20 protein-coding genes are annotated in these 23,746 nt (G+C 71.2%); 13 read left to right on the forward strand and 7 right to left on the reverse strand.

Annotated features, from left to right (window positions below; all coding sequences use genetic code 11):
* Positions 1–71: 71 nt before the first annotated feature.
* From IE311_RS19705 to IE311_RS19715, 3 genes are all read left to right on the forward strand, one after another.
* Positions 72–920, forward strand: coding sequence for a helix-turn-helix domain-containing protein (locus tag IE311_RS19705; protein ID WP_189833039.1), 849 nt, complete (start codon positions 72–74; stop codon positions 918–920).
* A gap of 368 nt (positions 921–1,288) precedes the next feature.
* Entirely contained in the window at positions 1,289–2,110 is an 822-nt protein-coding gene (locus IE311_RS19710; RefSeq protein WP_189833040.1) for a hypothetical protein, read from the forward strand.
* Between the two features lie 85 nt (positions 2,111–2,195).
* On the forward strand, positions 2,196–2,717 hold the full coding sequence (locus IE311_RS19715) for a hypothetical protein (protein ID WP_189833041.1): 522 nt from the start codon (positions 2,196–2,198) through the stop codon (positions 2,715–2,717).
* Positions 2,718–2,789: 72 nt separating this feature from the next.
* Here IE311_RS19715 and aspS read toward each other — a convergent pair whose 3' ends face one another.
* Positions 2,790–4,616: an aspartate--tRNA ligase gene (gene aspS / locus IE311_RS19720; protein ID WP_189833042.1), complete on the reverse strand. Its 1,827-nt coding sequence runs from the start codon at positions 4,614–4,616 to the stop codon at positions 2,790–2,792.
* A 187-nt stretch (positions 4,617–4,803) separates the two neighbouring features.
* Between aspS and IE311_RS19725 the strand changes: the two genes are divergently transcribed.
* A complete protein-coding gene (locus tag IE311_RS19725; RefSeq protein WP_189833043.1) occupies positions 4,804–6,924 on the forward strand; it encodes an ATP-binding SpoIIE family protein phosphatase in 2,121 nt (706 codons plus the stop codon).
* A gap of 205 nt (positions 6,925–7,129) precedes the next feature.
* Positions 7,130–7,945: an MBL fold metallo-hydrolase gene (locus IE311_RS19730; RefSeq protein WP_189833044.1), complete on the forward strand. Its 816-nt coding sequence runs from the start codon at positions 7,130–7,132 to the stop codon at positions 7,943–7,945.
* On the opposite strand, the gene IE311_RS19735 is transcribed toward IE311_RS19730, so the two are convergent.
* The 3 genes from IE311_RS19735 to IE311_RS19745 form a co-directional block, all read right to left on the reverse strand.
* Complete coding sequence (locus IE311_RS19735) at positions 7,942–9,003, reverse strand: AI-2E family transporter (RefSeq protein ID WP_189833045.1); 1,062 nt, start codon at positions 9,001–9,003, stop codon at positions 7,942–7,944. The genes IE311_RS19730 and IE311_RS19735 overlap by 4 nt on opposite strands.
* Before the next feature lie 198 nt (positions 9,004–9,201).
* Complete coding sequence (locus IE311_RS19740; protein ID WP_189833046.1) at positions 9,202–9,996, reverse strand: pirin family protein; 795 nt, start codon at positions 9,994–9,996, stop codon at positions 9,202–9,204.
* A gap of 147 nt (positions 9,997–10,143) precedes the next feature.
* Positions 10,144–10,647 (reverse strand): SseB family protein, encoded by a 504-nt coding sequence (locus IE311_RS19745; RefSeq protein WP_030321391.1) that lies wholly within the window; start codon positions 10,645–10,647, stop codon positions 10,144–10,146.
* Between the two features lie 370 nt (positions 10,648–11,017).
* Here IE311_RS19745 and IE311_RS19750 point away from each other — a divergent pair, with 370 nt between their 5' ends.
* The 6 genes from IE311_RS19750 to IE311_RS19775 all read left to right on the forward strand — a co-directional run bounded on the left by IE311_RS19750 (position 11,018) and on the right by IE311_RS19775 (position 17,746).
* The gene (locus IE311_RS19750; RefSeq protein ID WP_189833047.1) at positions 11,018–11,458 is read left to right on the forward strand and encodes a hypothetical protein; all 441 of its coding nucleotides are present in this window, start codon (positions 11,018–11,020) and stop codon (positions 11,456–11,458) included.
* A 5-nt stretch (positions 11,459–11,463) separates the two neighbouring features.
* Complete coding sequence (locus IE311_RS19755; protein WP_229902029.1) at positions 11,464–13,257, forward strand: alpha/beta hydrolase; 1,794 nt, start codon at positions 11,464–11,466, stop codon at positions 13,255–13,257.
* A gap of 67 nt (positions 13,258–13,324) precedes the next feature.
* Positions 13,325–13,807 (forward strand): hypothetical protein, encoded by a 483-nt coding sequence (locus tag IE311_RS19760; RefSeq protein ID WP_229902030.1) that lies wholly within the window; start codon positions 13,325–13,327, stop codon positions 13,805–13,807.
* 198 nt (positions 13,808–14,005) lie between these two features.
* A complete protein-coding gene (locus IE311_RS19765; RefSeq protein WP_189833049.1) occupies positions 14,006–15,835 on the forward strand; it encodes an acyl-CoA dehydrogenase in 1,830 nt (609 codons plus the stop codon).
* A 187-nt stretch (positions 15,836–16,022) separates the two neighbouring features.
* A complete protein-coding gene (locus IE311_RS19770; protein WP_189833050.1) occupies positions 16,023–17,330 on the forward strand; it encodes a M18 family aminopeptidase in 1,308 nt (435 codons plus the stop codon).
* Between the two features lie 71 nt (positions 17,331–17,401).
* On the forward strand, positions 17,402–17,746 hold the full coding sequence (locus IE311_RS19775; protein WP_189833051.1) for a hypothetical protein: 345 nt from the start codon (positions 17,402–17,404) through the stop codon (positions 17,744–17,746).
* Between the two features lie 26 nt (positions 17,747–17,772).
* Here the strand turns inward: IE311_RS19775 and IE311_RS19780 are convergent, their stop codons facing one another.
* On the reverse strand, positions 17,773–18,072 hold the full coding sequence (locus IE311_RS19780; protein ID WP_189833052.1) for a hypothetical protein: 300 nt from the start codon (positions 18,070–18,072) through the stop codon (positions 17,773–17,775).
* Positions 18,073–18,233: 161 nt separating this feature from the next.
* Entirely contained in the window at positions 18,234–20,054 is a 1,821-nt protein-coding gene (locus IE311_RS19785) for an NHL domain-containing thioredoxin family protein (protein ID WP_189833053.1), read from the reverse strand.
* A gap of 182 nt (positions 20,055–20,236) precedes the next feature.
* On the opposite strand from IE311_RS19785, the gene IE311_RS19790 reads away from it, so the two are divergent.
* The gene (locus IE311_RS19790) at positions 20,237–20,722 is read left to right on the forward strand and encodes an LURP-one-related/scramblase family protein (RefSeq protein ID WP_189833054.1); all 486 of its coding nucleotides are present in this window, start codon (positions 20,237–20,239) and stop codon (positions 20,720–20,722) included.
* 67 nt (positions 20,723–20,789) lie between these two features.
* On the opposite strand, the gene IE311_RS19795 is transcribed toward IE311_RS19790, so the two are convergent.
* Positions 20,790–22,079, reverse strand: coding sequence for a trans-sulfuration enzyme family protein (locus tag IE311_RS19795; RefSeq protein ID WP_229902031.1), 1,290 nt, complete (start codon positions 22,077–22,079; stop codon positions 20,790–20,792).
* A 63-nt stretch (positions 22,080–22,142) separates the two neighbouring features.
* Here IE311_RS19795 and IE311_RS19800 point away from each other — a divergent pair, with 63 nt between their 5' ends.
* Complete coding sequence (locus IE311_RS19800; protein WP_229902032.1) at positions 22,143–23,735, forward strand: aminotransferase-like domain-containing protein; 1,593 nt, start codon at positions 22,143–22,145, stop codon at positions 23,733–23,735.
* Positions 23,736–23,746: the final 11 nt, after the last annotated feature.

Raw genomic sequence — 23,746 nt, forward strand, 5'->3', positions numbered from 1 at the left:
TGAGTCAGCCCTCGCCGGGACTGCAATCCCAAAGGCGAGGGCCTGACCACAAGGAAGTTCGGAGCTTCCCGATGGGTAGTCACGACACTAGCGCGCACTCCACCGCCTCGTCCCGTAAGGGCGCGGAAAACCACCCTCGCTCGCGCACCCGTGTCGCCGGAGTCGTTCACGACAACGTCCGGCACACGACGCGGTTCACGGTGGTCGGCAACCACCTCACGCAGCACGCCTCGCTGTCGCTGCTGGCCATCGGCCTCGCCGTGCACATCCAGTCGCTGCCCGCGGGGGCTCCCGTCGACATCAAGACCCTCGCCGCCCGGTTCCCCGAGGGGACCGTGCGGATCGCCGCGGGGCTGCGCGAGCTGGAGGTGCACGGCTACCTGCGCCGTACGCGGGAGCGCACGGGGAACGGGCGGGTGGTGACGCGTACGGTCTCGTGCAACCAGCCGGGCAGGAGCGGGGGCGAGGAGGGCCCGGCGGAGCCGGAGTCCAGGCCGCCGGCCCGCCGCGCGGAGCCGCGCCGACGGGCCCTGCCCGCCGTGCCGCAGCCCGCGTACCCGGCGCCGGACGTTCTCGCCACGGCCCTCGACGTCCTCTCCGGCCTGCGCCGCGAGGACCCCCGCCTGCACCTCTCCGCCGCCGACGCCGAACACCTCGCGCCGGGCGTCGCGACCTGGCTGGAGCGCGAGCTCACGCCCGCCGAGGTCCGCCGCGTCCTCACCTTCGACCTGCCCGGCGAGCCCCTGCGTCGCCCGGCCGCCCTCCTGGCCCACCGCCTGAACGCCCAGCTCCCCCCGCTGCCGCCCTTCCGCACCCCGAACGAGACCCCGGCCGTCCGCCACCCCCTCCAGAACTGCGAAACCTGCGACCACGCCTACCGCGCCCCCCACCCGGGCACCTGCGACTCCTGCACGCCGTGACGTGACGAAATCGAGCCTTAGTTCGTTGCCCGTGCGAATGGGGATGGGGATGGGGAGCATAGTGACGCGTCGCAAATGAAGTCCGCAGCGCAATTGAGCTACTGGGCGATCTCAGACGACGAGCGCTGGAGGAGGCGGGTGGCGAGGTACCCGAAAGTGCGCCAGACCCCGAGAGGGCGATTGTCGCCGTGACAGGAGGCTTCATTGAGCCCACAGTCGGGGTCCCCCACTCGGATCCTGCCGCGACGGATCGCCTGGACGCCCTCTGGCACGAGAAGGGCCCGAAACGTCGTGACTGGCCCTCGGCGGAACCGTCCTGGATCGCGGTACACCTGAAGTAGCGCCCCACAGGGAGATCAGGAGTTCATATGCCGCCCAAGCTCGCCGGCACCCTCGAAGCACTGGGAGCCGAAAGCAGCCCGGAGATGTTCGACGAGTTCGTTCGAACCATCGGTGGGTCCTTGAGCGACCTGGTCAGGATTCGCCGCGACGCGGAGGGACGGATCGACCTGTCGGAGGCGACCGTTCCGGAGCTTCGTGCCGCGCTGGAGGATCGTCTCCCGGGCGCCGGTACGACCGTGCTGGTCGCCTGGCCGGCGGACCGAGTTGCCGCGAGACTCCACGTAGCACTGCTGCTTCAGTCGATCGACGACCTCTGGTATCCCGCAATGGACGACCTCGTCGTCATCGCTGACGAACCCGAGGTCACAGTCATGGTTCTGGATCACGAAGAGCAGCTCACCTGCACACGGATTCGGACTTCTCCGAAGTGGTACAAGAGGCTGGAAGCCAGTGGGCTCACGGTGCTCGATCGCGAGGTTCCCGACGGCTTCCCCGACGTCATGTCCGCGATTTACGCGGTCAATGGCCTCGAGGTCGAACCCGCGGTCAGCGTCAGTGATTCCCTGCCCGACGCCCCCACCCAGGTGGATCGCGCATGGGCTGCCCAGGCCGCCGCCCACGAACTCATCGGAGACGACGGCGCCTTCTACATTCTCGCGCCGGACGCACGCGGGCACGAAGTGGGCTGGATTCACGTACGGGACTCCATCGGAAGCGAACTCCCGTCCCGCATTCGCGTTGGCACAGGAAACGCCGAGTTTCTGACGGTGTCGGAGAGCGGCCGCGTCATGTGCGCGGTCTCCACGGAAGAATCGGATACGTGGATCGTCGTCCACCGATTCTCCTGACCGGCCCGCGCCGACGTCTTGGTTCTTGAGCATCCCGTGGCCTCCCAAGCACCCCGATCGAGATCGACGAACTGGAGAACCGGCTGTGACCGGCGCCGAATTCCTCGCCTCATTCATCGCCACCGGAGAGCTGCACGGCCTCCGCATCGGGGCGGCGCTCAACGAGGTCGACCGGGCGTTCCGTCATCCCTTCGTCGATGTCGTCGGAGAGGAGAGGGAGTGGCTGCGGCGGGACTACGGGGTCGTCGAGTTCGCCTTCGACCCGGAGCCGGAGCCGGAGCCGGAGCCGGAGTGGATCATGGCCTCCGCGTCGATCCAGTTGCACCGCCCCGCGGCGGACGACGGCCTGGCTCGGTCCTGGGCACGGAGCACGGGCGTCGAGTTTCCCCGGTACACCTCCTGGGAGGAGTTGCGCGACGAGCTCTGCCGCACACACGGTGTCCCGGAGCTGGAAGTCACCGACCAGGGCGGGTTCCTCCAGTACCGGGCCGTGTCCTCGAACGTATCCGTCCTCGTCGTGGACGGTGAGGACGAGGAGCGCGGTCACCGCGCCGGTGACGGCGACGAGTGGGGTCTCGATCTGTGGGCGCCGTTCCGGGCGGGCTGACGAGCCGGCGAAAAGCTGAAGGGCCCGGAACCGTCGTACGGTTCCGGGCCCTTCAGTGCTCAAGGCGAGTGACTACCGCGCCGCGTCCGGGTGCACCGCGTCCGTCACCGGGCGGTCCTCGGACGGCTTCGGGGCGGCCTTCTCGACCGGCTTGCGGAGCTGGATGTTCAGCTCGCGCAGGCGGGACTCGTCCAGCTCCGTCGGGGCGCCCATCAGGAGGTCCTGGGCGTTGCCGTTGAGCGGGAAGGCGATGGTCTCGCGGATGTTCGGCTCGTCGGCCAGGAGCATCACGATGCGGTCCACGCCCGGGGCGATGCCGCCGTGCGGCGGGGCGCCGTACTCGAAGGCGCGGAGCATGCCCGCGAACTCGTGCTCGACCGTCTCACGGGAGTAGCCCGCGATCTCGAAGGCCTTGAACATGATCTCGGGCTCGTGGTTCCGGATGGCGCCGGAGGAGAGCTCGATGCCGTTGCAGACGATGTCGTACTGCCAGCCGAGGACGTCCAGCGGGTCCTGGGTCTCCAGGGCCTCCAGGCCGCCCTGCGGCATCGAGAACGGGTTGTGCGAGAAGTCGATCTTGCCGGTCTCCTCGTCCCGCTCGTACATCGGGAAGTCCACGATCCACGCGAAGCGGAAGACGTTCTCCTCGAACTGGCCGGCGCGCTTGGCGGCCTCGACCCGGACCGGGCCCATGATCTTGGAGACCTCGTCGAACTCGCCCGCGCCGAAGAAGATCGCGTGGCCGGGCTCCAGGCCGAGGCGCTCGGTGAGGACCTTGACGTTCTCCTCGGTGAGGAACTTGGCGATCGGGCCGGTGAGGGCGTTGCCCTCGCCGACGCGGACCCAGGCCAGGCCCTTCGCGCCGAGGGAGACCGCGAAGTCGCCGAGCTGGTCGAAGAACTTGCGCGGCTGGTCACCGGTGTTCGGGACGGCGAGCGCGCGGACGTGCTTGCCGGCGAACGCCTTGAACTCGGACGCCTCGAAGACGTCGGAGATGTCGACGAGCTCCAGCGCGGTGCGCAGGTCGGGCTTGTCGTTGCCGTACTTGAGCATCGACTCGCGGAAGGGGATCCGCGGGAACGGCGAGGTGACGTGGCGGCCGCCGCCGAACTCCTCGAAGAGCTCGGTCATGAGCTTCTCGATCGGCTGGAAGACGTCCTCCTGCTCGACGAAGCTCATCTCGACGTCGAGCTGGTAGAACTCGCCCGGCGAGCGGTCGGCGCGGGCGTCCTCGTCGCGGAAGCAGGGCGCGATCTGGAAGTAGCGGTCGAAGCCGGAGATCATCAGCAGCTGCTTGAACTGCTGGGGCGCCTGCGGCAGCGCGTAGAACTTGCCCGGGTTCAGACGGGACGGGACGACGAAGTCGCGGGCGCCCTCGGGGGAGGTCGCGGCGAGGATCGGGGTCGCCATCTCGTTGAAGCCGAGGGCCACCATCTTGGAGCGGATGGCGGCGATGACGGCGGAGCGCAGCATGATGTTGCGGTGCATGCGCTCGCGGCGCAGGTCGAGGAAGCGGTACTCCAGGCGCCGCTCCTCGTTCACGCCGTCGTCGGCGTTGATGGTGAAGGGGATCTGCTTCGCGGCACCCAGGACCTCGACCGTGGCGGCCTCGATCTCGATCTCGCCGGTGGCGAGCTCCGGGTTGACGTTGTCCGCGCCACGCGAGACGACCTTGCCGTCGACGCGGACGACGGTCTCCTTCGTCAGCTTGTCGAGGACCTCGGCGGCGGCGGTGCCGGGCCGGGCGACGAGCTGCGTGATGCCGTAGTGGTCGCGCAGATCGATGAAGAGGATGCCACCCAGGTCGCGCCGATTGTGCAGCCAGCCGCTCAGCCGGACGTCGGTGCCGACGTCAGAGGCGCGGAGCTCGCCGCAGGTGTGGGACCTGTACCGATGCATCGTCGTTCATCCAGTCTTCGGGATCTTGGGGTAGGTCGCCGCGGCCCGTACACGCGGAACTCCCGGAACGGAGTCACGCACGTCACAGAGAACGCGGGCAGACCCACCCAGCGTACCGGCCGGGCCAAGATCGCTTTTCGAATACTCTCGGATGCGACCTGGTGTCCGATATTCATAAAGTGGGGCAATGCGCACCGAGGACGTCCTGGCCGCGATCGCGACCGGCCTGTGGCGCTGGGACAACGCGTCCGGGATCGTCTCGCTCGACGCCGAGGCCGCCCGGCTGCTCGGGCTGCCCGCGGAGCCCGTCAGCCTCAGCGAGGCGGCGGTGCGCTCGCGCTTTCACCCGGTCGACTGGAACGAGATCGACGGGGTCGTCAACCTCGCCGTCGCCGAGGGGACCCTCGCCGAGGCGCGGCTGCGGATCATGGACGAGCACGGCCGGGTGATCCGTACCGTACGGAGCAGGTCCAAGCCACTCGTCCAGGGGAACGACTACCAGCTGGTCGGCACCATCCAGGAGGTCGCCGAACAGCAGCCGGGGACCGCCGCGCGGACCCCCATCACCGGTGACTGGCGCCGCTCCCGCGAAGCCTTCCTGCTGGACGCGGGGCGGGCGCTCGCGGAGGCGCGGTCCACGGCCGAGGTGCTGCGGGTGGCGGCCTCGCTGTCGATGCCCGGGTTCTCCCCGGACGGTCTCGCGGTCTTCGGGGTGGCGGGCGACCGGCTGACGGTCATCGGCCACCACGGGCACAGCGAGGGCGACGAGGGACCGTTCACCTCCATGGCCCTGGACACCGACTATCCGGCGGCCGAGGTCGCCCGGACGGGCCGGGCGATCTATCTCCCGACCCCCGACGAGTACCTGCGCCGCTTCCCCGTGACCTGGCCGCTCGCGCAGCGCTTCGGGCGCCGTTCCTGGGCCTTCGTGCCGCTGGTCGTCGCCGGCCGCACGATGGGGGCCTGGATGGCGGCCTTCAAGCATCCGGTGGCCTTCACGCCCGACGAACGCTCGGTACTGACGACGGTCGCCCGGATGCTCGCCCAGGCCCTGGCACGCGCGGGCGTGGCCGAGTCCGAGCGGGAACTGTCCCTCGGACTCCAGCGGACGATGATGCCGGTCCTGGGGCCCGGGATCCCCGGCATCCAGGTCGCCGCCCGGTACGTGCCGACCGGCGGCGGTCTCCAGGTCGGCGGCGACTGGTACGACATGATCCGGCTGCCCGGCGGCACCTCCCGCACGGGAGGGCGCGGCGCGGGCCGCATCGCCCTCGTCATCGGCGACGTCCAGGGCCACGACGTCCGGGCGGCCGGTCTGATGGGGCAGCTGCGGATCGCCCTGCGCGCGTACGCCTCCGAGGGCCACCGGCCGGACGCCGTCCTCTCCCGCGCCTCGCGCTTCCTGTACGGGATCACCGACGGCGACGACGGGGAGGGCGAGGCGGGTCCGCGCTTCGCGACCTGTCTCTATCTGGAGGTCGACCTGGAGACGGGGACGGTGGACATCGCGCGGGCCGGACACCCGGACCCGGCGGTACGGATGAACGACGGGACGGTTCTCCTCCGCCCCACCGCCGGCGGCCTGCCGCTCGGCATCGACCCCGACACCGACTACCCCACCACCCGGCTGACCCTCGAACCCGGTGAGACCCTGATGATCTGCACCGACGGTCTCCTGGAGACCGGCGGGCACGACCTCGACACCGGCTGGGAGCGCGTCAGGGGTCTTCTGGAGTCCCACGACGGCATGGACCTGGAGGAGCTCGCCGACAGCCTCGTGGAGGCCGTGCACGGCCCCGGCTCCCACCACACGACCGGGCCGCTCGCCGACCGCCGCGAGGACGACATCGCCGTCCTGCTGCTCTCCCGCCGGCCCGTCGGCGTACTCCCGGAGGCCCCGCGCCGCACCCTGATGACGATCGCCCAGGCCGAGCCGGAACGGATCGCCGAGGCGCGCGAGCAGGTGCGGCAGCTGCTGCACGACTGGGACGACGAGGACCAGCTGGACTCGGCGGTCCTGATGGTCTCCGAGATGGTCACCAACGTCCTCGTCCACACGGACGGCGACGCGCTCCTGGTCGCCGAGGTCGCCTGCGGCGAGAAGGCACGACGGCTGCGCGTCGAGGTCTCCGACGCGAGCGACGAACTGCCGCACAAGCGCCACCCGGGCGAGATGGCGTCGAGCGGCCGCGGTCTGGTGCTGATGGAGATGCTGGCGGACGCGTGGGGCGTCGACCCGCGCGGCGAGGGCAAGGCGATCTGGTTCGAACTCAACGAGCCGGACTCGGGCAAGGGCTGCTGCGGGTAGCCCCGGCGGGAGGCGGACACGGGGGCCCGACCTCCGCGCGTGTCGAGCGTCCGCGTGAGAGGTCGCGCGTTCCGCGCGGCGTGGTGCGTCCGCGCGCCTCGTGCGTGCCACGTGCGTCGCGCGCCTCACGCGTTCCGCGCGCGTCGTCCCCTCGTACGGCGCAGACTGGTGTCGTACGGCCGCCGGGGGGACCACGGAGCGTGCCATGGACACCCACAAGGTCGGCAGCGACACCACCGTGCTGGCCGACAGCCTCGAAGTCCCGGGCATCGGGCACCTGCCGATCAACGCCTATGTCGTCACCGCCACCGAGCCCGTCGTCGTCGACACCGGCGTCTCCCTCCCCGACCGGGACTTCGTCGCCGCGCTCGGCGAGGTCGTCGACCCGGCCGACGTGCGCTGGATCTGGCTCACCCACCCCGACCGGGACCACACCGGCGGCATCTTCGACCTCCTGGACGCCGCGCCGCACGCGCGCGTGGTCACGACGTTCCTCGGGGCCGGGGTGATGAGCACCGAACGTCCGTTGCCCATGGACCGGGTGTACTTCCTCAACCCCGGCCAGTCGCTGGACGTCGGCGACCGCACCCTGCGGGGCTTCCGTCCGCCGCTCTTCGACAACCCGGCCACCGTCGGCTTCTACGACGACCGGACGCGTATCTGCTTCAGCTCCGACTGCTTCGGCGGGCCCATGCCGAGCGCCGAGGTAGCGGAGAGCGGGCACGCGAGCGACCTCAAGCCGGAGGACCTGCGGCAGGCCCAGCTGCTGTGGGCGACGATCGACAGCCCCTGGGCGCACCTGGTGGACCCGGAGAAGTACCGGGCGACGATCGAGCCGATACGGGAGATGGCGCCGGAGATCGTGCTGTGCACGCATCTGCCGCCGGCCGTGCGGATGCTGGACCGGATGATCGAGACCATCGCGATGGTCCCGGACTCCGACCCCTTCGTCGGGCCCGACCAGGCGGCCCTGGAGCAGCTCCTGGCCTCCTTCGAACCGGGTGGCATGGCGACGGCCTAGGTCTCCGCCGGAGGGGCCGGCGCCCCGTACCGGGTCCGCAGCTCGCCGAGGATCCCCGTCGCCGCCGCCGTCAGCGGGACGGCGAGCAGCATGCCGAGGATGCCCGCGACGGACGCCCCGGCCGTGATCGCCAGCATCACCGCGGCCGGGTGCATCTGCACGGTCCGGCTCTGCACCATCGGCTGGAGCACGTAGCCCTCGATCATCTGGACGGCGAGGACGATCGCGAGCGCCCACAGCGCGATCGCGAAGCCCCGGTCGGCGAGCGCGACGAGCACGGCGACCGCACCGGAGAGGAAGGCGCCGAGGTACGGGATGTAGGCGGTGACGAAGACGAGCGCGGCGAGCCCCACCGCGCCGGGCACGTCGAGGACGACGAGCCCGAGGCCGATGAGGATCGCGTCGACGAGGGCGACGAAGGTCGTCCCGCGCATGAAGCCCTCGACGGCCTCGAAGGCACGGCGCGCCATGGCTTCGACGAGGTCGCCGGTGGTGCGGGGCGCGAGGGCGCGCAGGGCGCCGACGGCCCGGTCCGAGTCCCGCAGGAAGAAGAAGATCAGCACCAGGGCGAGGGCGGCGGTGGCGAGCATCCCGCCGACGACGCTGAGCCCCGTGAGGACGCCGGACGCGGCGGTTCCGCCGAACTGCTTGAGGAGCCCCTCGGCGTTCTTGGCGAGGTCGTCGAGGGAGGTCCCGGCCGGGCCGAGGTGCTCGGCGATGTCGTCGGCGGCCTGCCGGAGCGAGGCGATGATCTGGTCGCCGGTCTCGATGAGCGCGGCGACGACGATGTACGTGGCTCCGCCGACGACCGCGAGGACGGCGACGACGGTGAGCGCGGCGGCGAACGACTTGCGGACCTTCAGCTGGAGCAGGCGCCGGTAGAGGGGCCCGAGGAGGGCGGTGCCGAGGATCGCGAGGAGGACGGGGGTGACGACCGTCTCGAAGACGACGCACAGCCAGATGCCGACGGCGGCGACTCCGGCGGCGAGGAGCAGGACGACGCACCAGGCGGCGACCCGGCGGGCGGGTTCGGGGAGGAGCGGGGACGACGTCTGCACCCGACCACCGGACCACGCCCGTCGGCGTGTCGTCGCGCGTTGCCGGGCCGTACGGGTGACGGAGCGTCAGCGGACGTGTCCGTACGGACCTCCCGCCCGCCGCGCACCCCGCACGGCCCCACACGCGAGTACGGGGCCGGGCGCGCGTACGGGGCCGGGCGCGCCGCCCGACCCCGTACCGGATCCTGCCGTTCCTGCCTACTCGCCCATCCCGTGAACCGCCGGGATCGTTCCGAGGCGGCCTGCCTGGAAGTCCTCGAAGGCCTGGCGGAGTTCGGCCTGGGTGTTCATGACGAACGGGCCGTAGTGGGCCATCGGCTCACGGATCGGCTGCCCGCCGAGGAGGACGACCTCCAGGTCCGGGGTGTTCCCGTCCTGCTTCTCGTCCGCGCGCACGGTCAGCGCGCCGCCCTTGCCGAAGACGGCGGTCTGGCCCACGTGCACGGGGCGCCGTTCCGCTCCGACGGTGCCGCGTCCGGCCATGACGTACGCGAGGCCGTTGAAGTCCTCGCGCCACGGCAGGCTGATCTCGGCGCCGGGCCGCAGGGTCGCGTGGATCATCGTGATCGGGGTGTGGGTGATGCCCGGCCCGTCGTGGCCGTCGAGCTCGCCGGCGATGACGCGGAGCAGCGCGCCGCCGTCGGGGGAGGTGAGCAGCTGGACCTGGCCGCCGCGGATGTCCTGGTAGCGGGGGGCCATCATCTTGTCGGCGGCGGGCAGGTTCACCCAGAGCTGGAGGCCGTGGAAGAGGCCGCCGCTGACGACGAGGGACTCCGGCGGCGCCTCGATGTGGAGGAGGCCGGAGCCGGCCGTCATCCACTGGGTGTCGCCGTTGGTGATGGTGCCGCCGCCGCCCTGGGAGTCCTGGTGGTCGAAGGTCCCGTCGATGCCCGAGGGAGCCGTGGTCACGGCGAGTACCGGGCGCGGAGTGGCGTCGGCCGGGGCGGCCACGCGCGGCAGGGTGAGCGGGTTCTCGACAGTCACTGCGGGCATGACGGACCTCCTAGAGCGGCCTTCTCCGACCTTGTGCGTCCACTTTAGTTGAACGATGAACTTCTTGCCACCTGGAACACGGAACGCCCGGGAGGAATTCCTCCCGGGCGTTCTCCCACGTCTTCGGCCGTACGTCTCCAGCCTGCGTCAGCCGTACATCCGCCGCATCGCGAAATCGACCATCTGCTCCACGGCCTTCGCGTCGAAGACCATCCGGTGGTCGCCCTCCATGTCGAGGACGAAGCCGTACCCGGTGGGCAGCAGGTCGATCACCTCGGCACCGGTGATCACGAAGTACTTGGACTCCTTGCCCGCGTACCGCCGCAGCTCCTTGAGCGAGGTGAACATCGGGATGACCGGCTGCTGCGTGTTGTGCAGCGCCAGGAAGCCGGGGTTGTCACCACGCGGGCAGTAGACCTTGGAGGTCGCGAAGATCTGCTGGAAGTCCTCGGGGGCCAGGGTGCCGGTCGTGAAGGCGCGGACGGCGTCGGCGAGGGAGGGCGGCGAGGGCTCCGGGTAGAGCGGGGGCTGCTGCCCGTATCCGCCCTGCATGCCTCCCTGCATCCCACCCTGCATGCCGGCCTGCATCCCGCCCTGCTGCGGCGGGGCGTACTGCTGCTGGGCACCCGGATTCTGCTCGTAGCCGTACATGGGGCCAGCCTATCGACCCCCGGCCGGCCGCAGCACGGCCCGTCGGCCGAAAACGGACCTGCCGCCCACCCGGCCACCACCCGCCGCACACCACCCGACGGCGCCCCGAGGCTCCGCCCGGCCCGACGGCGCCCCCCGGCCGCACCAAGTCCCGCCCCACTCCGCCCCACCCCACCCGATCACGACCCGTCGCACACTCTCCGATCACGACCCGTCGCACACCCTCCGATCGCAACCCTCCGCACCGCCCGAACCCGGACCACCGCCCGGCAGACCCCCGCCCACCTCACCCTTCGCGCTCGTTTTCGTGCGCGCCCCGGTCTCTTGCTAGGTTCGCGTGAGCAATTTCCGGCTGCCACGGGGGTAGAAGATGGCGCTGAACGCCGCCTGGGAAGAGCTGTTCGGCGGGACCGCACCGCCAGGACAGCCCGCGACGATGACCCTCGCGGGGGTACCCGCGCCCGACTCCGGCGGAGGAGGCGGCGGCAGCGCGAACCTGAAGGCCGATGTGAGCCCGTGGCACGAGGCCGGGAACACCGCCGGTGAGCTGCGCACCTCCACCGCCACCTCGCTCACCGACCTCGACACGGCGAACGACGGCGTCGGCGGCGGCACCGCCGGCTTCGACTCCTCCGGCGCCCTCACCGAGATCCTCGGCACCTGGAAGGCCCGCCTCACCGCCGTACGCGACGAGTGCGGCCGCCTCGAAGGCGCGCTGAAGAGCACCGGCCGGGACTTCGGCGAGCGCGAGACCGCGACCCGGAACAAGATCGCCGCCGGGGCGCCGGCTCCCGCGCGGAAGGAAGGCTGAGCCCCGTGCCCACCTGGCAACAACTGCGCGACGCGAAGCTCGACGAGTACGCGGACGCCGCCGACGGCTGGGGCAAGGTCAGCTCCCGTGCCAACTCGGACAAGGACCGTGTCGACAACGGCATGTTCGCGAAGGTCCACCACACGCAGAAGGGTGAGGCCGCCACGAAGGCGGGCGGCGACATCCAGCAGCTCTCGCGCAACTACCAGTACCTGCACACCGAGTGCGGACTGATCCGGACGGCGCTCAACGGACTTGCCACCGAACTCGCCTCCCCGCAGAAGAAGTTGAAGCAGGCACTGGAGGACGCGGAGAACCTCCGGTTCACCGTGAAGCCCGACGGCTCGGTCGAGTACCCGACCGATTCCCTCGTCCTGTCGCCCGGCACCCACAGCGCCGAGCACGGCGCTCCCGTCCCGCTCGCGCCCGGCAAGGGCGAGGGGGTCGGCAGCGCCGACGCCAACAAGGGCAAGGCCGAGGACATCGCCGAGCGCATCGGCGACGCCGTCCGCGAGGCCGCCGAGATCGACGGCCGGTACGCGGCCGCCCTGCGCAGGCTCAAGGCCGAGCCCGGCCTCACCGTCAGCGACGAGACCCTCGCCGACACCGCCAAGGACACCAGGGCCCTCCAGCAGGCCGCCGGGAAGTACGCCGACGACGACAGGATCCCGAAAGGCAAGTCCCCCCAGGACAACGCCGAGTGGTGGAAGTCGCTCACCCAGGAACAGCGCGATGAGTACGCCACGCTCTACCCGGCCTCCGTCGGGGCCCTGGACGGCCTGCCCTCCGCCGTTCGCGACGACGCCAACCGGATGGTGCTCGCGGAGACCCGCGCCCAGACGCAGCTGGAGCTCAACGCGATCCCCAAGCCGCCGCAGCAGTACCTCCCCAACCCCGGCGGCTCCTATCCCGCCGTGATCACGAACCCCGCGTACCGGGAGTGGCAGGAGAAGTACGGCAACCGGAAACCGGAGCTGGAGCGGATCAGGAACGGCATCGACGCCGTCCAGGGCCGCTTCGACGCCACGGGCAAGGACGGTCTGCCCGAGGCGTACCTCCTCGGCTTCGATCCGCACACCAACAACGGCGACGGCCGGATCATCCTCGCCAACGGGAATCCGGACACGGCCGACCACACCGCCGTCTACGTCCCGGGGACGGGGACCGAGATCGGGGGCATCGGGGGCGACTTGGAGCGGGCGAACAGGCTGTGGACGGCGTCCCACCGGCAGGGGGCCGACGTGTCGACCATCATGTGGTTCGACTACGACGCCCCGCGGTCGGCCTACCCGACCGACAAGGGCGACGCCTTCCCCGAGGCGGCCCGCAACGAGTACGCGGAGAAGGGCGCCCCGACCCTGCACACGTTCATGGAGGGCACCCGGGCCGCGCACGAGGCGGCGAGCGGCTCCGGCGGGCACACCACGCTCATCGGCCACAGCTACGGGTCCACGCTGATCGGTGAGGCCGCGCAGGCCGGCCGGATCTTCGACGGTCCGATCGCCGACGACATCGTCGTCGCCGGAAGCCCGGGCATGCAGGCGGACCGCGCGGCGGACCTCGGTGTCTCCGGTGAGCACATGTGGGCCATGGGCGCCGAGGGGGACAACGTGCCCCTCGGCGGCAGCCTCGTGGGACTCGGTGAGGACTGGGTCGTACCGACGGACCCCGAGTTCGGGGGCAACGTCATGAAGACGGACACCCAGGGCCACAGCGACTACTGGAACGAGGGCACCCTCAGTCTGGACAACCAGGCCAAGGTGATCGTCGGCGACTACGAAGGTGTGACTCTTGACTAACAGGCGCAGTCTCACGGCCCTGGCCGGCGCCGTCTCCGCGGCCCTTCTGATGACGGGATGTTCCAGCATGTCCGAGAAGACTCCGGAGGAGATCCTCGGCTACGAGCCCGAGGTCCGGGAGTACGAGCCCGCGAAGCAGCAGGTCAACGACGCCTCCAGCAGGCTGCTCGACTGGATGGCCGTCAAGGGGGCGCCGACGCGGGTCAGCGCACGCGTCACCCTCTGCGAGTCCGTGGATCCCGACTTCAAGACCCACTACCTCGTCGAGCACCCCTGGGCCGTCTACGACCTCACCAAGGGCTCCTTCGAGCAGGCGATGCAGAACCTCAGGGAGCAGCTGCCCCGCAACGGCTGGAAGATCGTCAAGGACGGCTTCACCGAGTCGAAGCGCAAGGACCCGCAGATCACGGCCGAGAACGGCACCCTGCGCCTCGGGCTCAACGTCGAGTGGATGCGTAACCGCTCGGGCGACCTCAAGGACGGCATCGCCGTCACGGTCGTCTCCCGCTGCTACCGGGCACCGGAGGGAACGACACCCTACGGCCGGTGACGCCGGATGCCTGACGAGTCAAGGGCCCGTGGAGGGGTACAGCCCCTCCACGGGCTCCTTTCATGCGGCTCGGGTCACATGAGGCGGCTCAGGGGTTGCTTATATTACTGATGGGTAGCATCATCGGAGAGAGCGTTTTGCTACTCGCTGGTACGTGTACGAGGAATCCACCTCCCCGAGCCTTACGGAGCCGTCGCCATGGGGCACTACAAGTCGAATCTCCGCGACATCGAGTTCAACCTCTTCGAGGTCCTCGGCCGCGACAAGGTGTACGGCACCGGTCCGTTCGAGGAGATGGACGTCGAGACCGCCAAGAGCATCCTCGACGAGATCCGCCGCCTCGCCGAGAACGAGCTCGCGGAGTCCTTCGCCGACGCGGACCGCAACCCGCCGGTCTTCGACCCGGAGACCAACACCGCCCCCGTCCCGGCCACCTTCAAGAAGTCGTACAACGCCTTCATGGAGTCCGAGTACTGGCGCCTGGGCATCCCCGAGGAGATCGGCGGCACCGTCTCCCCGCGCTCCCTGATCTGGGCGTACGCGGAGCTGCTCCTCGGCTCGAACCCGGCCATCTGGATGTATTCCTCCGGCCCGGCCTTCGCCGGCATCCTCTACAACGAGGGCAACGAGGCGCAGAAGAAGGTCGCGCAGATCGCCGTCGAGCGCCGCTGGGGCTCCACGATGGTCCTGACCGAGCCCGACGCCGGTTCGGACGTCGGCGCCGGCCGCACCAAGGCCACCCAGCAGGAGGACGGCTCCTGGCACATCGAGGGCGTGAAGCGCTTCATCACCTCCGGTGAGCACGACATGGAGGAGAACATCCTCCACTACGTCCTCGCCCGCCCCGAGGGTGCCGGCCCCGGCACCAAGGGCCTCTCCCTCTTCCTCGTCCCGAAGTACGAGTTCGACTGGGAGACCGGCGAGCTCGGCGCCCGCAACGGCGCCTACGCCACCAACGTCGAGCACAAGATGGGCCTCAAGGCCTCCAACACGTGCGAGATGACCTTCGGCGACCAGCACCCCGCCAAGGGCTGGCTCATCGGCGACAAGCACGACGGCATCCGCCAGATGTTCCTCATCATCGAGTTCGCCCGCATGATGGTCGGCACGAAGGCGATCTCCACCCTCTCCACGGGCTACCTCAACGCCCTGGAGTACGCCAAGGAGCGCGTCCAGGGCACCGACCTGGCCAACTTCATGGACAAGGCCGCGCCCAAGGTCACCATCACGCACCACCCCGACGTCCGCCGCTCGCTGATGACGCAGAAGGCGTACGCCGAGGGCATGCGCACCCTCGTCCTCTACACGGCCTCCGTGCAGGACGAGATCGCGATCAAGGAAGCGGCCGGCGAGGACGCCAAGGCGCTGCACGGCCTGAACGACCTGCTGCTCCCGATCGTCAAGGGATACGGCTCCGAGAAGGGCTACGAGCAGCTCGCGCAGTCGCTCCAGACCTTCGGCGGCTCCGGCTTCCTCCAGGAGTACCCGATCGAGCAGTACATCCGGGACGCCAAGATCGACACCCTCTACGAGGGCACCACGGCCATCCAGGGCCAGGACTTCTTCTTCCGCAAGATCGTCCGCGACCAGGGCGCGTCCCTGAACGCCCTCTCCGAGGAGATCAAGAAGTTCCTCGCGGTCGGCACCGGCGGCGAGGACCTGGCCGGCGCCCGCGACTCGCTCGCCAAGGCCGCCGTCGACCTGGAGAGCATCGTCGGCACGATGATCACCGACCTCACCGCCACCGGCGAGGACGTCAAGAACATCTACAAGGTCGGCCTCAACACCACCCGCCTGCTGCTCGCCTCCGGCGACGTCGTCGTCGGCTACCTGCTCCTCAAGAGCGCGGCCGTCGCCGCCGAGAAGCTGGCCGCGGGCGCCACCGGCAAGGACGTCGCCTTCTACCAGGGCAAGATCGCGGCCGCGAAGTTCTTCGCCGCCAACATCCTGCCCGGCGTCAGCGCCGAGCGCGCCCTCGCCGAGGCCGTCGACGGCTCGCTGATGGACCTGGACGAGGCCGCGTTCTAAGAACGCCCCTCGCCCATGCAAGGAACGGCCCGTCCCCGGGGAGGGGGGCGGGCCGTTCCGTATTTCCCGGGCCCGGTTCGCCTCCGCGGCACCCGAACCGGGCCCACGGACCCGCCCGCGCCCGCCTCCGGCGTTCCGTCTGCGGGGCCCCGTATTCGTATTCCGGTCCCTGCGTAAGGTGGAACCCATGAGCAGCGCAGCTTCCCGTCCGACCGCCGGCGCCTTCGACCGCGGACACACCGACGACCTCATGGCCTTCCTGACGGCCTCGCCCTCGCCGTACCACGCGGTCGCGAGCGCCGCCGAACGGCTCGAGAAGGCCGGCTTCCGCCGGGTCGAGGAGACCGCGTCCTGGGACGGGACGAGCGGCGGGAAGTACGTGATCCGCGGCGGCGCGATCATCGCCTGGTACGTGCCGGAGGGCGCCGCCCCCCACACCCCGTACCGCATCGTCGGCGCGCACACCGACTCCCCCAACCTCCGCGTCAAGCCCCGGCCCGACATGGGCGCGCAGGGCTGGCGCCAGGTCGCCGTGGAGATCTACGGCGGCACCCTCCTCAACACCTGGCTCGACCGCGACCTCGGCCTCGCCGGGCGCCTCACCCTCCGCGACGGCAGCCACCACCTCGTCAACGTGGACCGGCCGCTGCTGCGCGTCCCGCAGCTCGCCGTCCACCTCGACCGGGGCGCCAACGACGGCCTCAAGCTGGAGCGCCAGCGCCACATGCAGCCCGTCTGGGGCATCGGCGACGTCCACGAGGGCGACCTGATCTCCTTCGTCGCCGCCGAGGCCGGGGTCGACGCCGAGGACGTGACCGGCTGGGACCTGATGGTCCACGCCGTCGAGGCGCCCGCCTACCTGGGCCGCGACCGCGAACTGCTGGCCGGCCCGCGCATGGACAACCTGCTCTCCGTCCACGCCGCCGTCGCCGCGCTCGCCTCCCTCGCGGGCCGCGACGACCTCCCGTACATCCCGGTCCTCGCCGCCTTCGACCACGAGGAGAACGGCTCCGAGGCAGACACCGGCGCCCAGGGCCCCCTGCTCGGCAACGTCCTGGAGCGCTCGGTGTACGCCCGCGGCGGCGCCTACGAGGACCGGGCGCGGGCCTTCGCCGGCACCGTCTGCCTCTCCTCCGACACCGGCCACGCCGTCCACCCGAACTACGCGGAGCGCCACGACCCGACGCACCACCCGCGCGTCAACGGCGGCCCGATCCTCAAGGTGAACGTCAACCAGCGGTACGCCACCGACGGCAGCGGCCGCGCGGTCTTCGCCGCCGCCTGCGAGAAGGCTGGCGTGCCCTGGCAGTCGTTCGTCTCCAACAACGACATGCCGTGCGGCACGACGATCGGCCCGATCACCGCCGCCCGCCACGGCATCAAGACCGTCGACATCGGCGTCGCGATCCTCTCCATGCACAGCGCCCGCGAACTGTGCGGCGCCGAGGACCCGTACCTCCTCGCGAACGCCCTGGTCGCCTTCCTGGAGGGCTGACCCGACCGCCGGCCGGGCCGCCCAGGCGCGCGAAACATCCGCGAAAGGGCCCGGTCGGCAGGCTCTTCCCCATGCATCGTCATGAGGGTCCCCCGAGGGGGAAGTTCGCCGCCGGGCTGGCCGGTGCCGTCGTGCTCGCCACGACGGCGACGGGGGTTCTGATCGGTACGTACAACGACCGGCCCCCGTGGGGCACCGACATCGCCTACGAGGGCGGCTTCGTCCAGGCCTCCCGCATCCGCGGCTACGACGTCGACGGCTCACGCACCAGGGCGCTGCTCGACGGGGAGTGCGCGCTCATGGAGCGGCAGGGAAGGGGCGGCCCCCGGGCCGTCCACGACCCGGCGGCCTGGGTCGCCGGATGCCTGGACGGGGCCGCGGGGCGCCCGTCCAGGAACCAGGGAATCGTCCGCTGACCGGCGCCGACGGACCGCCGGGCCCATCAGTCGCCGGCCGCCATGGCGGCGAGGCCCTTGGCCAGCTCCTCCCGGTTCATGACCGGCGTGTACGAGACCTTGGCCCCGAGCTGCAGGAAGAAGGGCTCGGAGAGCTTCGGCATGTCCGAGGAGTCCATCAGCTCGAAGAAGATGAATGCCGTCCGGCAGCCGTCCTGGGTGGTGAAGTACGCGGCCTCGGGACGGAGCGCTCCCATCGCCTTCTCCACGATGCCCGGCAGAGTGCCCTGCTTGATGGCCTCGTTGGAGGCCGTGGTGTCCATCTGAACCTTCAGCAACATGCGCATGACGCGGCCCTTCCGACCGGGCAGACGCTCCGTTCGGTACGCCTCGGCACCCGGACGCGCTCACTTCCAGGCTCCTCCTCCCTCTCCCCCCGGGCCACTCGGAGGAGAGGGAGGACGGCCCGGGACCCGGGCCGTCCGGCCCGGGACCCGGAAGGGACGGCCTAGCCGTCCAGCCCGGCGAGGATCAGCGGCAGCCTCGCCACACCCGTCTCCGTGACCTTCACCGGCACACCCCAGTCCTGCTGGTGGACGTGGCAGGCCGGGTACTCGTTGGCCGGGTCGTCGTCGCAGGACGCGGCCATCGCCGAGACGTGCAGGACGCCCTCGGTGAGCTCCGGGTTCAGGTCGAGCTCCCGGAAGAGGTCCGTGCCCGTGCCCTCGCCGCCGAGCAGCAGCTCCGGCGGGGTCGAGGAGACCAGGAGCCGGGTCGAGGGACCGTACCGCTCGTCCAGCTTCTGCCCGGTCGGCGCCTGGAAGACGACGTCGAGCCGGAGGCGGCCGGGGGCGACGTCGGTGGCCTCGCGCCGGGTGCGGTGGGCGACGGCCTCGACCTGGACGGCCTCCTCGGGGAGGCGCAGCCGGGTCAGCCGGTGCCGGGCGGACTCGACGACCACGATGTCGCCGTCGACGAGGACCGCGTCGCTGGGCTCGCGCAGATCGGTGGCGAGGGTGCTGACTTCGCCGGTGGCGGGGTCGTAGCGGCGCAGGGCGTGGTTGTACGTGTCGCTGACGGCGACCGAGCCGTCGGGCAGGGCCGTCACGCCCAGCGGGTGCTGGAACAGAGCCTGGCCGGCGGCGCCGTCACGGTGGCCGAAGTCGAAGAGTCCGGTGCCGACGGCGGTGCGGACGACATATCCGCCGGCGTCCGGCTCCCGCTCGACCCAGCGCAGGGCGCTCGTCTCGGAGTCGGCGATCCACAGCCGGTCCTCGGTGGCGGCGAGCCCGGACGGCTGCGCGAACCAGGCCTCGGCGGCCGGGCCGTCGACGAGCCCTTCGTTGGTGGTGCCGGCGGCGACCTCGACGGTGCCGCTCTCGGGGTCGTACGTCCACAGCTGGTGGACACCGGCCATGGCGATCCACACCTTGCCCTGCCACCAGGCGACGTCCCACGGCGACGACAGGTCGACGTCCAGGGCGGGCCCGGAGGTCGGGGACCCCTGCCACCACTGCTTCCCGGTACCGGCGACGCGCTCGATCGCGCCCGTCTCCGGGTCGAGGACACGCAGGGCGTGGTTCACTGTGTCGGCGACGACGACCCTGCCGTCGGGCAGCTGCGCGAGGCCCTGCGGCTCACGGAAGACGCCCTCGCCGATGCGCCGCACGACGGTCTCGCCGTCGGCGGCCAGCTCGACGAGCTGGTGCCGGGTGGTGTCCGAGACCAGGAGGTTCCCGGACGGCAGCAGGATCGCCTTGCCGGGGAACCGCAGATCGGTGGCGACGGGCTCGGGCGCCACGTACGGCCCGTCGCCGCGCCGCAGCGTCCCCTTGGCCTCGTGCTCGGCCTCCAGCTCCTCGACGAGCGTCCGAATGGCGTTGGCGTGCCCCTCACCGGCGTGCTGGGCGACGACGTAGCCCTCGGGGTCGATCACGACGAGCGTCGGCCACGCGCGCACGGCGTACTGCTTCCAGGTCGCGAGCTCAGGGTCGTCCAGTACGGGGTGGTGCACCTCGTACCGCTCGACGGCGTCGACGACGGCCTGGTGCTCGGCCTCGTGCACGAACTTCGGCGAGTGCACACCCACGATGACGAGCGTGTCGCGGTGCTTCTCCTCCAGATCGCGCAGCTCGTCGAGAACGTGCAGGCAGTTCACACAGCAGAAGGTCCAAAAATCGAGAAGAACGACTTTGCCCCGCAGGTCGGCGAGGGTCAGTTCGTCTCCTCCCGTGTTGAGCCAGCCGCCCTTGCCGATCAGCTCGGGGGCACGGACACGGGCACGGCGGGGCGCGGGCGCGGAGGTGGGCGCCGGGACGGCATCGTTCATGCTTCAAGCTTGCCATCCTGGTGTGAATGCCGGATCACGCGTGTACGTCGCGAGGGGCGACCTCAGGGACGGCCTCGGAGGCGAGCTCAGGGACGAAGCGAGGAGAGACCTAGGGGGACGGTCAGGGGTCTCTGGGGGGTGAAGCGGGTGAGATGTGCCGATCCGCCGGGCATCCATACCCTATGAAATACCTCGTACGGGACAAGATCTTCGCGATCGGTGACGACTACTGGATCGAGGACGAGCAGGGCCGCCACGCCTTCCTCGTCGACGGCAAGGCCATGCGGCTGCGCGACACCCTGGAGCTGAAGGACCCCGACGGCCAGGTCCTGATCACCCTGCGGCAGAAGATGTTCAGCCTGCGGGACACCATGACGATCGAGCGCGACGAGAGACCGCTCGCGACCATCCGCCGCAAGCGGCTCTCGCTGCTGCGCAATCACTACCGGGTGACCCTCGTCGAGGGCACGGAGCTGGACGTCAGCGGCCGGATCCTGGACCGGGAGTTCACCGTCGAGTACGAGGGCGAGCTCCTGGCCCACATCTCCCGGCAGTGGTTCCACGTCCGCGACACCTACGCGGTGAACGTGGTCCGTGAGGACGCGGACACGGCGCTGCTCGTGGCCGTGGCGGTGTGCGTGATCCGGATGGCCGAGCGGGAGGACTGACGGGGCCCGTCCCACCGCCCCGCCGGCGGGGTCGCCGCGTCCTGCCGCCCGGCCTGCGGACAGGGCTCTAGGCCGCCTTCGTCAGCGCCTGTTCCAGGTCCGCCCACAGGTCCTCGACGTGCTCGATGCCGACCGAGATCCGGACCGTGCCGGGGCCGATCCCGGCCGCCGCGAGGGCCGCCGCGTCGAGCTGGTGGTGGGAGGTGGAGGCCGGGTGCATCACGAGGGTCTTCACATCGCCGAGGGAGACGCTGAGGGAGGCGAGCCGTACGGCCTCGACGAAGGTACGGCCCGCGTCCCGGCCGCCCACGAGGTCGACGGAGACCACTCCGCCGCCGCCACGGGGCAGCAGCCGCGCGGCGATCTCCCGGTCGGGGTGGCTCGACAGGGCGGGGTGGCGCACGGCCGCGACCGCCGGGTGCGTGGAGAGCCGGGCGGCCAGGTCGGCGGCGCTCGCGCACTGGCGCTCCATGCGCAGGGACAGGGTCTGCATGCCGCGCAGGGTGAGCCAGGCGGCGAACGGGTCGGTGGACGCGCCCTGTTCGACGGAGTGGCGGCGGATGCGGCGGTACAGCTCGTCGTCCTTGAAGACGGCGACGCCGCCGAGGACGTCCGCGTGCCCGGCGAGGTACTTGGTGGCGGAGTGGACGACGATGTCGGCGCCCTGGTCGAGGGGCCGGCAGAGGAGCGGGGAGGCGAAGGTGTTGTCGACGGCGACGGGAACGCCGGCCCCGGCGGCGACGGCGGCGAGCGCGGGCAGGTCGGAGACGCGGGTGGTCGGGTTGGCGATGGTCTCCAGGTAGAGGAGCCGGGTCTCGGGGCGCAGGGCGGCGCGCACCTCCTCCGGGTCGGTGCCGGAGACATAGGTGACGTCGACGCCCCAGCGGGTGGCGAGGTCGGTGAGGACCGCGTAGGTGCCGCCGTACAGACAGGTCTGGGCGATGACATGGCCGCCGCTGCCGAGCAGGCCGAGGAGGACGGCGTTCACGGCGCCCATGCCGGAGGCGAAGGAGAGTCCCGCGGTGCCGCCCTCGAGGCGGGCGACGGCGTCCTCCAGGGTGCGGACGGTGGGGTTGCCGAGGCGGCTGTAGAGGAAGGCGTCCGTGGAGGTGAAGGCGGTGGCGAGGGCGTCGGCCGAGTCGAACGCGAAGACATGGCCCTGGTGGAGGGGGACACCGAGCGGCCTGCTGCCCGTGATCTCGACATGAGGCGGGTGCACGGCAAGGGTCTCGGGCCGGACTGCGCCGAGGACGGAGGGAACGGCGGGGGCGGGGGAGGGGACGGGGGAGGAGGGGACGGAGGGGGCGGGGGCGGGGGCCGGGGAAGGAGGGGTGGCGTCGGCGGCGGCGTGGCTCATGAACTCAGTCTGTGGACAGGGCGTTTGCCTTCCCAGGTCCAATCCCGGCAGATTGGTTCGGCGATGAAGCCAATCGATCGGTCCCCCGACATGTACGACCCCCGCGACCCCCACCCCGACGAGCTCGTCTCCCGACTCGGTCGCTGGTCCGCCGGCCGTGGCCCCCTGTATCTGCTGCTCGCGGCCCGGTTGCGCCGGCTGGTCGACGAGGGCGCGCTGCCCCCGGGTGCGCTTCTGCCGCCGGACCGGCGGCTGGCGAAGGCGCTGGCCGTGGGGCGTACGACGGTGGTCGCCGCGTACGACACGCTCCGCCAGGAGGGACGGCTCGTACGGCGGCAGGGCAGCGGAACCAGGGTCGCGCGGCCCGCGCTGGCGCCGGAGGCGCCCGGGGGAACGGACACGCTCCCGGGGGCGGAGACGCATCGGGGAACGGAGACGGCCCGGGTGTCGGAGACCTCGAACCCGTTGTTCCTGCACCTTCTGGAGGCGCCGGACGATGTGATCCTGCTGAGCTGCGCGGCCCCGGCGCAGCCGCCGCCCGAGCTGGCGGAGGCGTATCGCTCGCTCGTCCTGCCCGACGGGGACCTCGGCTACCACCCGGCCGGTCTGGGGGTGCTGCGGGCGGCCGTCGCGGCGCGGTACACGGCGCGCGGGGTGCCGACGGACCCGGAGCAGGTCCTGGTGACCACCGGTGCGCAGCAGGGCCTTTCGCTGCTCACCCGGCTGCTGCTGGCGCCGGGGGACGGGGTCCTGGTGGAGGCGCCCTCGTATCCGGGGGCGCTCGACCTGTTCCGGGAGGCGGCGGCCGTGCCGCTGCCGGTGGCGGTGGGGCCGGACGGTCTCGACGTGGCGGAGGCGGTGCGGGTGATGGAGCGTCATCGTCCGGCTCTGGCGTATGTGGTGGCGCGGTTCCAGAACCCCACGGGGACGGTGCTCCCGCCGCTGGCCGGGCGCCGGCTGGTGGCGGCGGCGAACGCGCTGGGGGTGCCGCTCGTCGACGACGAGGTTCTCGGCGACCTGGCGTTCGACACCGCTCCGGACTCCGCCTCCCCCCTCTCGTCCGAAGAACCCTCGTCCGAAGAAACCTCGTCCGGGGAATCCCCCTCCCTCTCCGCGTACGGCGAGGTGATCGCGGTGGGTTCGCTCAGCAAAGTCGTGTGGGGCGGGCTGCGGATCGGCTGGGTGCGCGGCCCGGTGTCCCTCGTCGCCCGCCTCGCCCGGTTGAAGGCCCTGCACGACCTGGGGTGCGACGTGCCGTCGCAGCTGGTCGCCGCCCGGCTCCTCGACGACTTCGCGGCGGTACGGGCCGCCCGGCTGCGTGCGCTGCGCGCGGGTCACGCGCATCTCCGTGCCGAGTTGGCCCGGCTGCTTCCGTCCTGGTCCTGCGCCCCGGCGACCGGTGGCCAGACGCTCTGGGTGCGGCTCCCCCACGGCGACGGTGTCTCCTTCGCCCAACTCGCCCTCCGTCACGGGGTGGCCGTCCTCCCGGGCGCGACGGCCGACGCGTTGGGCGGCAGCGTCCGCCGGCTGCGTCTGCACTTCCTGCTGCCGCCGGAGACACTCACCGAGGCGGTACGGAGACTGGCGGCGGCGTGGGCGGAGTACACGCCGGGGCCGGGGCCGGAGCGGTCGTCCCTGCGGGGCTTCACCGTCTGATCAGGCACGCA

Source organism: Streptomyces zaomyceticus (assembly GCF_014656215.1).
GTDB lineage: Bacteria > Actinomycetota > Actinomycetes > Streptomycetales > Streptomycetaceae > Streptomyces > Streptomyces zaomyceticus.

Coding starts and splice junctions, on each gene's coding strand:
- IE311_RS19705 (WP_189833039.1), top strand. CDS start 72: ATGGGTAGTCACGACACTAGCGCGCACTCCACCGCCTCGTCCCGTAAG.
- IE311_RS19710 (WP_189833040.1), top strand. CDS start 1,289: ATGCCGCCCAAGCTCGCCGGCACCCTCGAAGCACTGGGAGCCGAAAGC.
- aspS (WP_189833042.1), bottom strand. CDS start 4,616: ATGCATCGGTACAGGTCCCACACCTGCGGCGAGCTCCGCGCCTCTGAC.
- IE311_RS19725 (WP_189833043.1), top strand. CDS start 4,804: ATGCGCACCGAGGACGTCCTGGCCGCGATCGCGACCGGCCTGTGGCGC.
- IE311_RS19730 (WP_189833044.1), top strand. CDS start 7,130: ATGGACACCCACAAGGTCGGCAGCGACACCACCGTGCTGGCCGACAGC.
- IE311_RS19740 (WP_189833046.1), bottom strand. CDS start 9,996: ATGCCCGCAGTGACTGTCGAGAACCCGCTCACCCTGCCGCGCGTGGCC.
- IE311_RS19745 (WP_030321391.1), bottom strand. CDS start 10,647: ATGTACGGCTACGAGCAGAATCCGGGTGCCCAGCAGCAGTACGCCCCG.
- IE311_RS19750 (WP_189833047.1), top strand. CDS start 11,018: ATGGCGCTGAACGCCGCCTGGGAAGAGCTGTTCGGCGGGACCGCACCG.
- IE311_RS19760 (WP_229902030.1), top strand. CDS start 13,325: ATGTCCGAGAAGACTCCGGAGGAGATCCTCGGCTACGAGCCCGAGGTC.
- IE311_RS19765 (WP_189833049.1), top strand. CDS start 14,006: ATGGGGCACTACAAGTCGAATCTCCGCGACATCGAGTTCAACCTCTTC.
- IE311_RS19770 (WP_189833050.1), top strand. CDS start 16,023: ATGAGCAGCGCAGCTTCCCGTCCGACCGCCGGCGCCTTCGACCGCGGA.
- IE311_RS19775 (WP_189833051.1), top strand. CDS start 17,402: ATGCATCGTCATGAGGGTCCCCCGAGGGGGAAGTTCGCCGCCGGGCTG.
- IE311_RS19780 (WP_189833052.1), bottom strand. CDS start 18,072: ATGCGCATGTTGCTGAAGGTTCAGATGGACACCACGGCCTCCAACGAG.
- IE311_RS19785 (WP_189833053.1), bottom strand. CDS start 20,054: ATGAACGATGCCGTCCCGGCGCCCACCTCCGCGCCCGCGCCCCGCCGT.
- IE311_RS19790 (WP_189833054.1), top strand. CDS start 20,237: ATGAAATACCTCGTACGGGACAAGATCTTCGCGATCGGTGACGACTAC.
- IE311_RS19795 (WP_229902031.1), bottom strand. CDS start 22,079: ATGAGCCACGCCGCCGCCGACGCCACCCCTCCTTCCCCGGCCCCCGCC.
- IE311_RS19800 (WP_229902032.1), top strand. CDS start 22,143: ATGAAGCCAATCGATCGGTCCCCCGACATGTACGACCCCCGCGACCCC.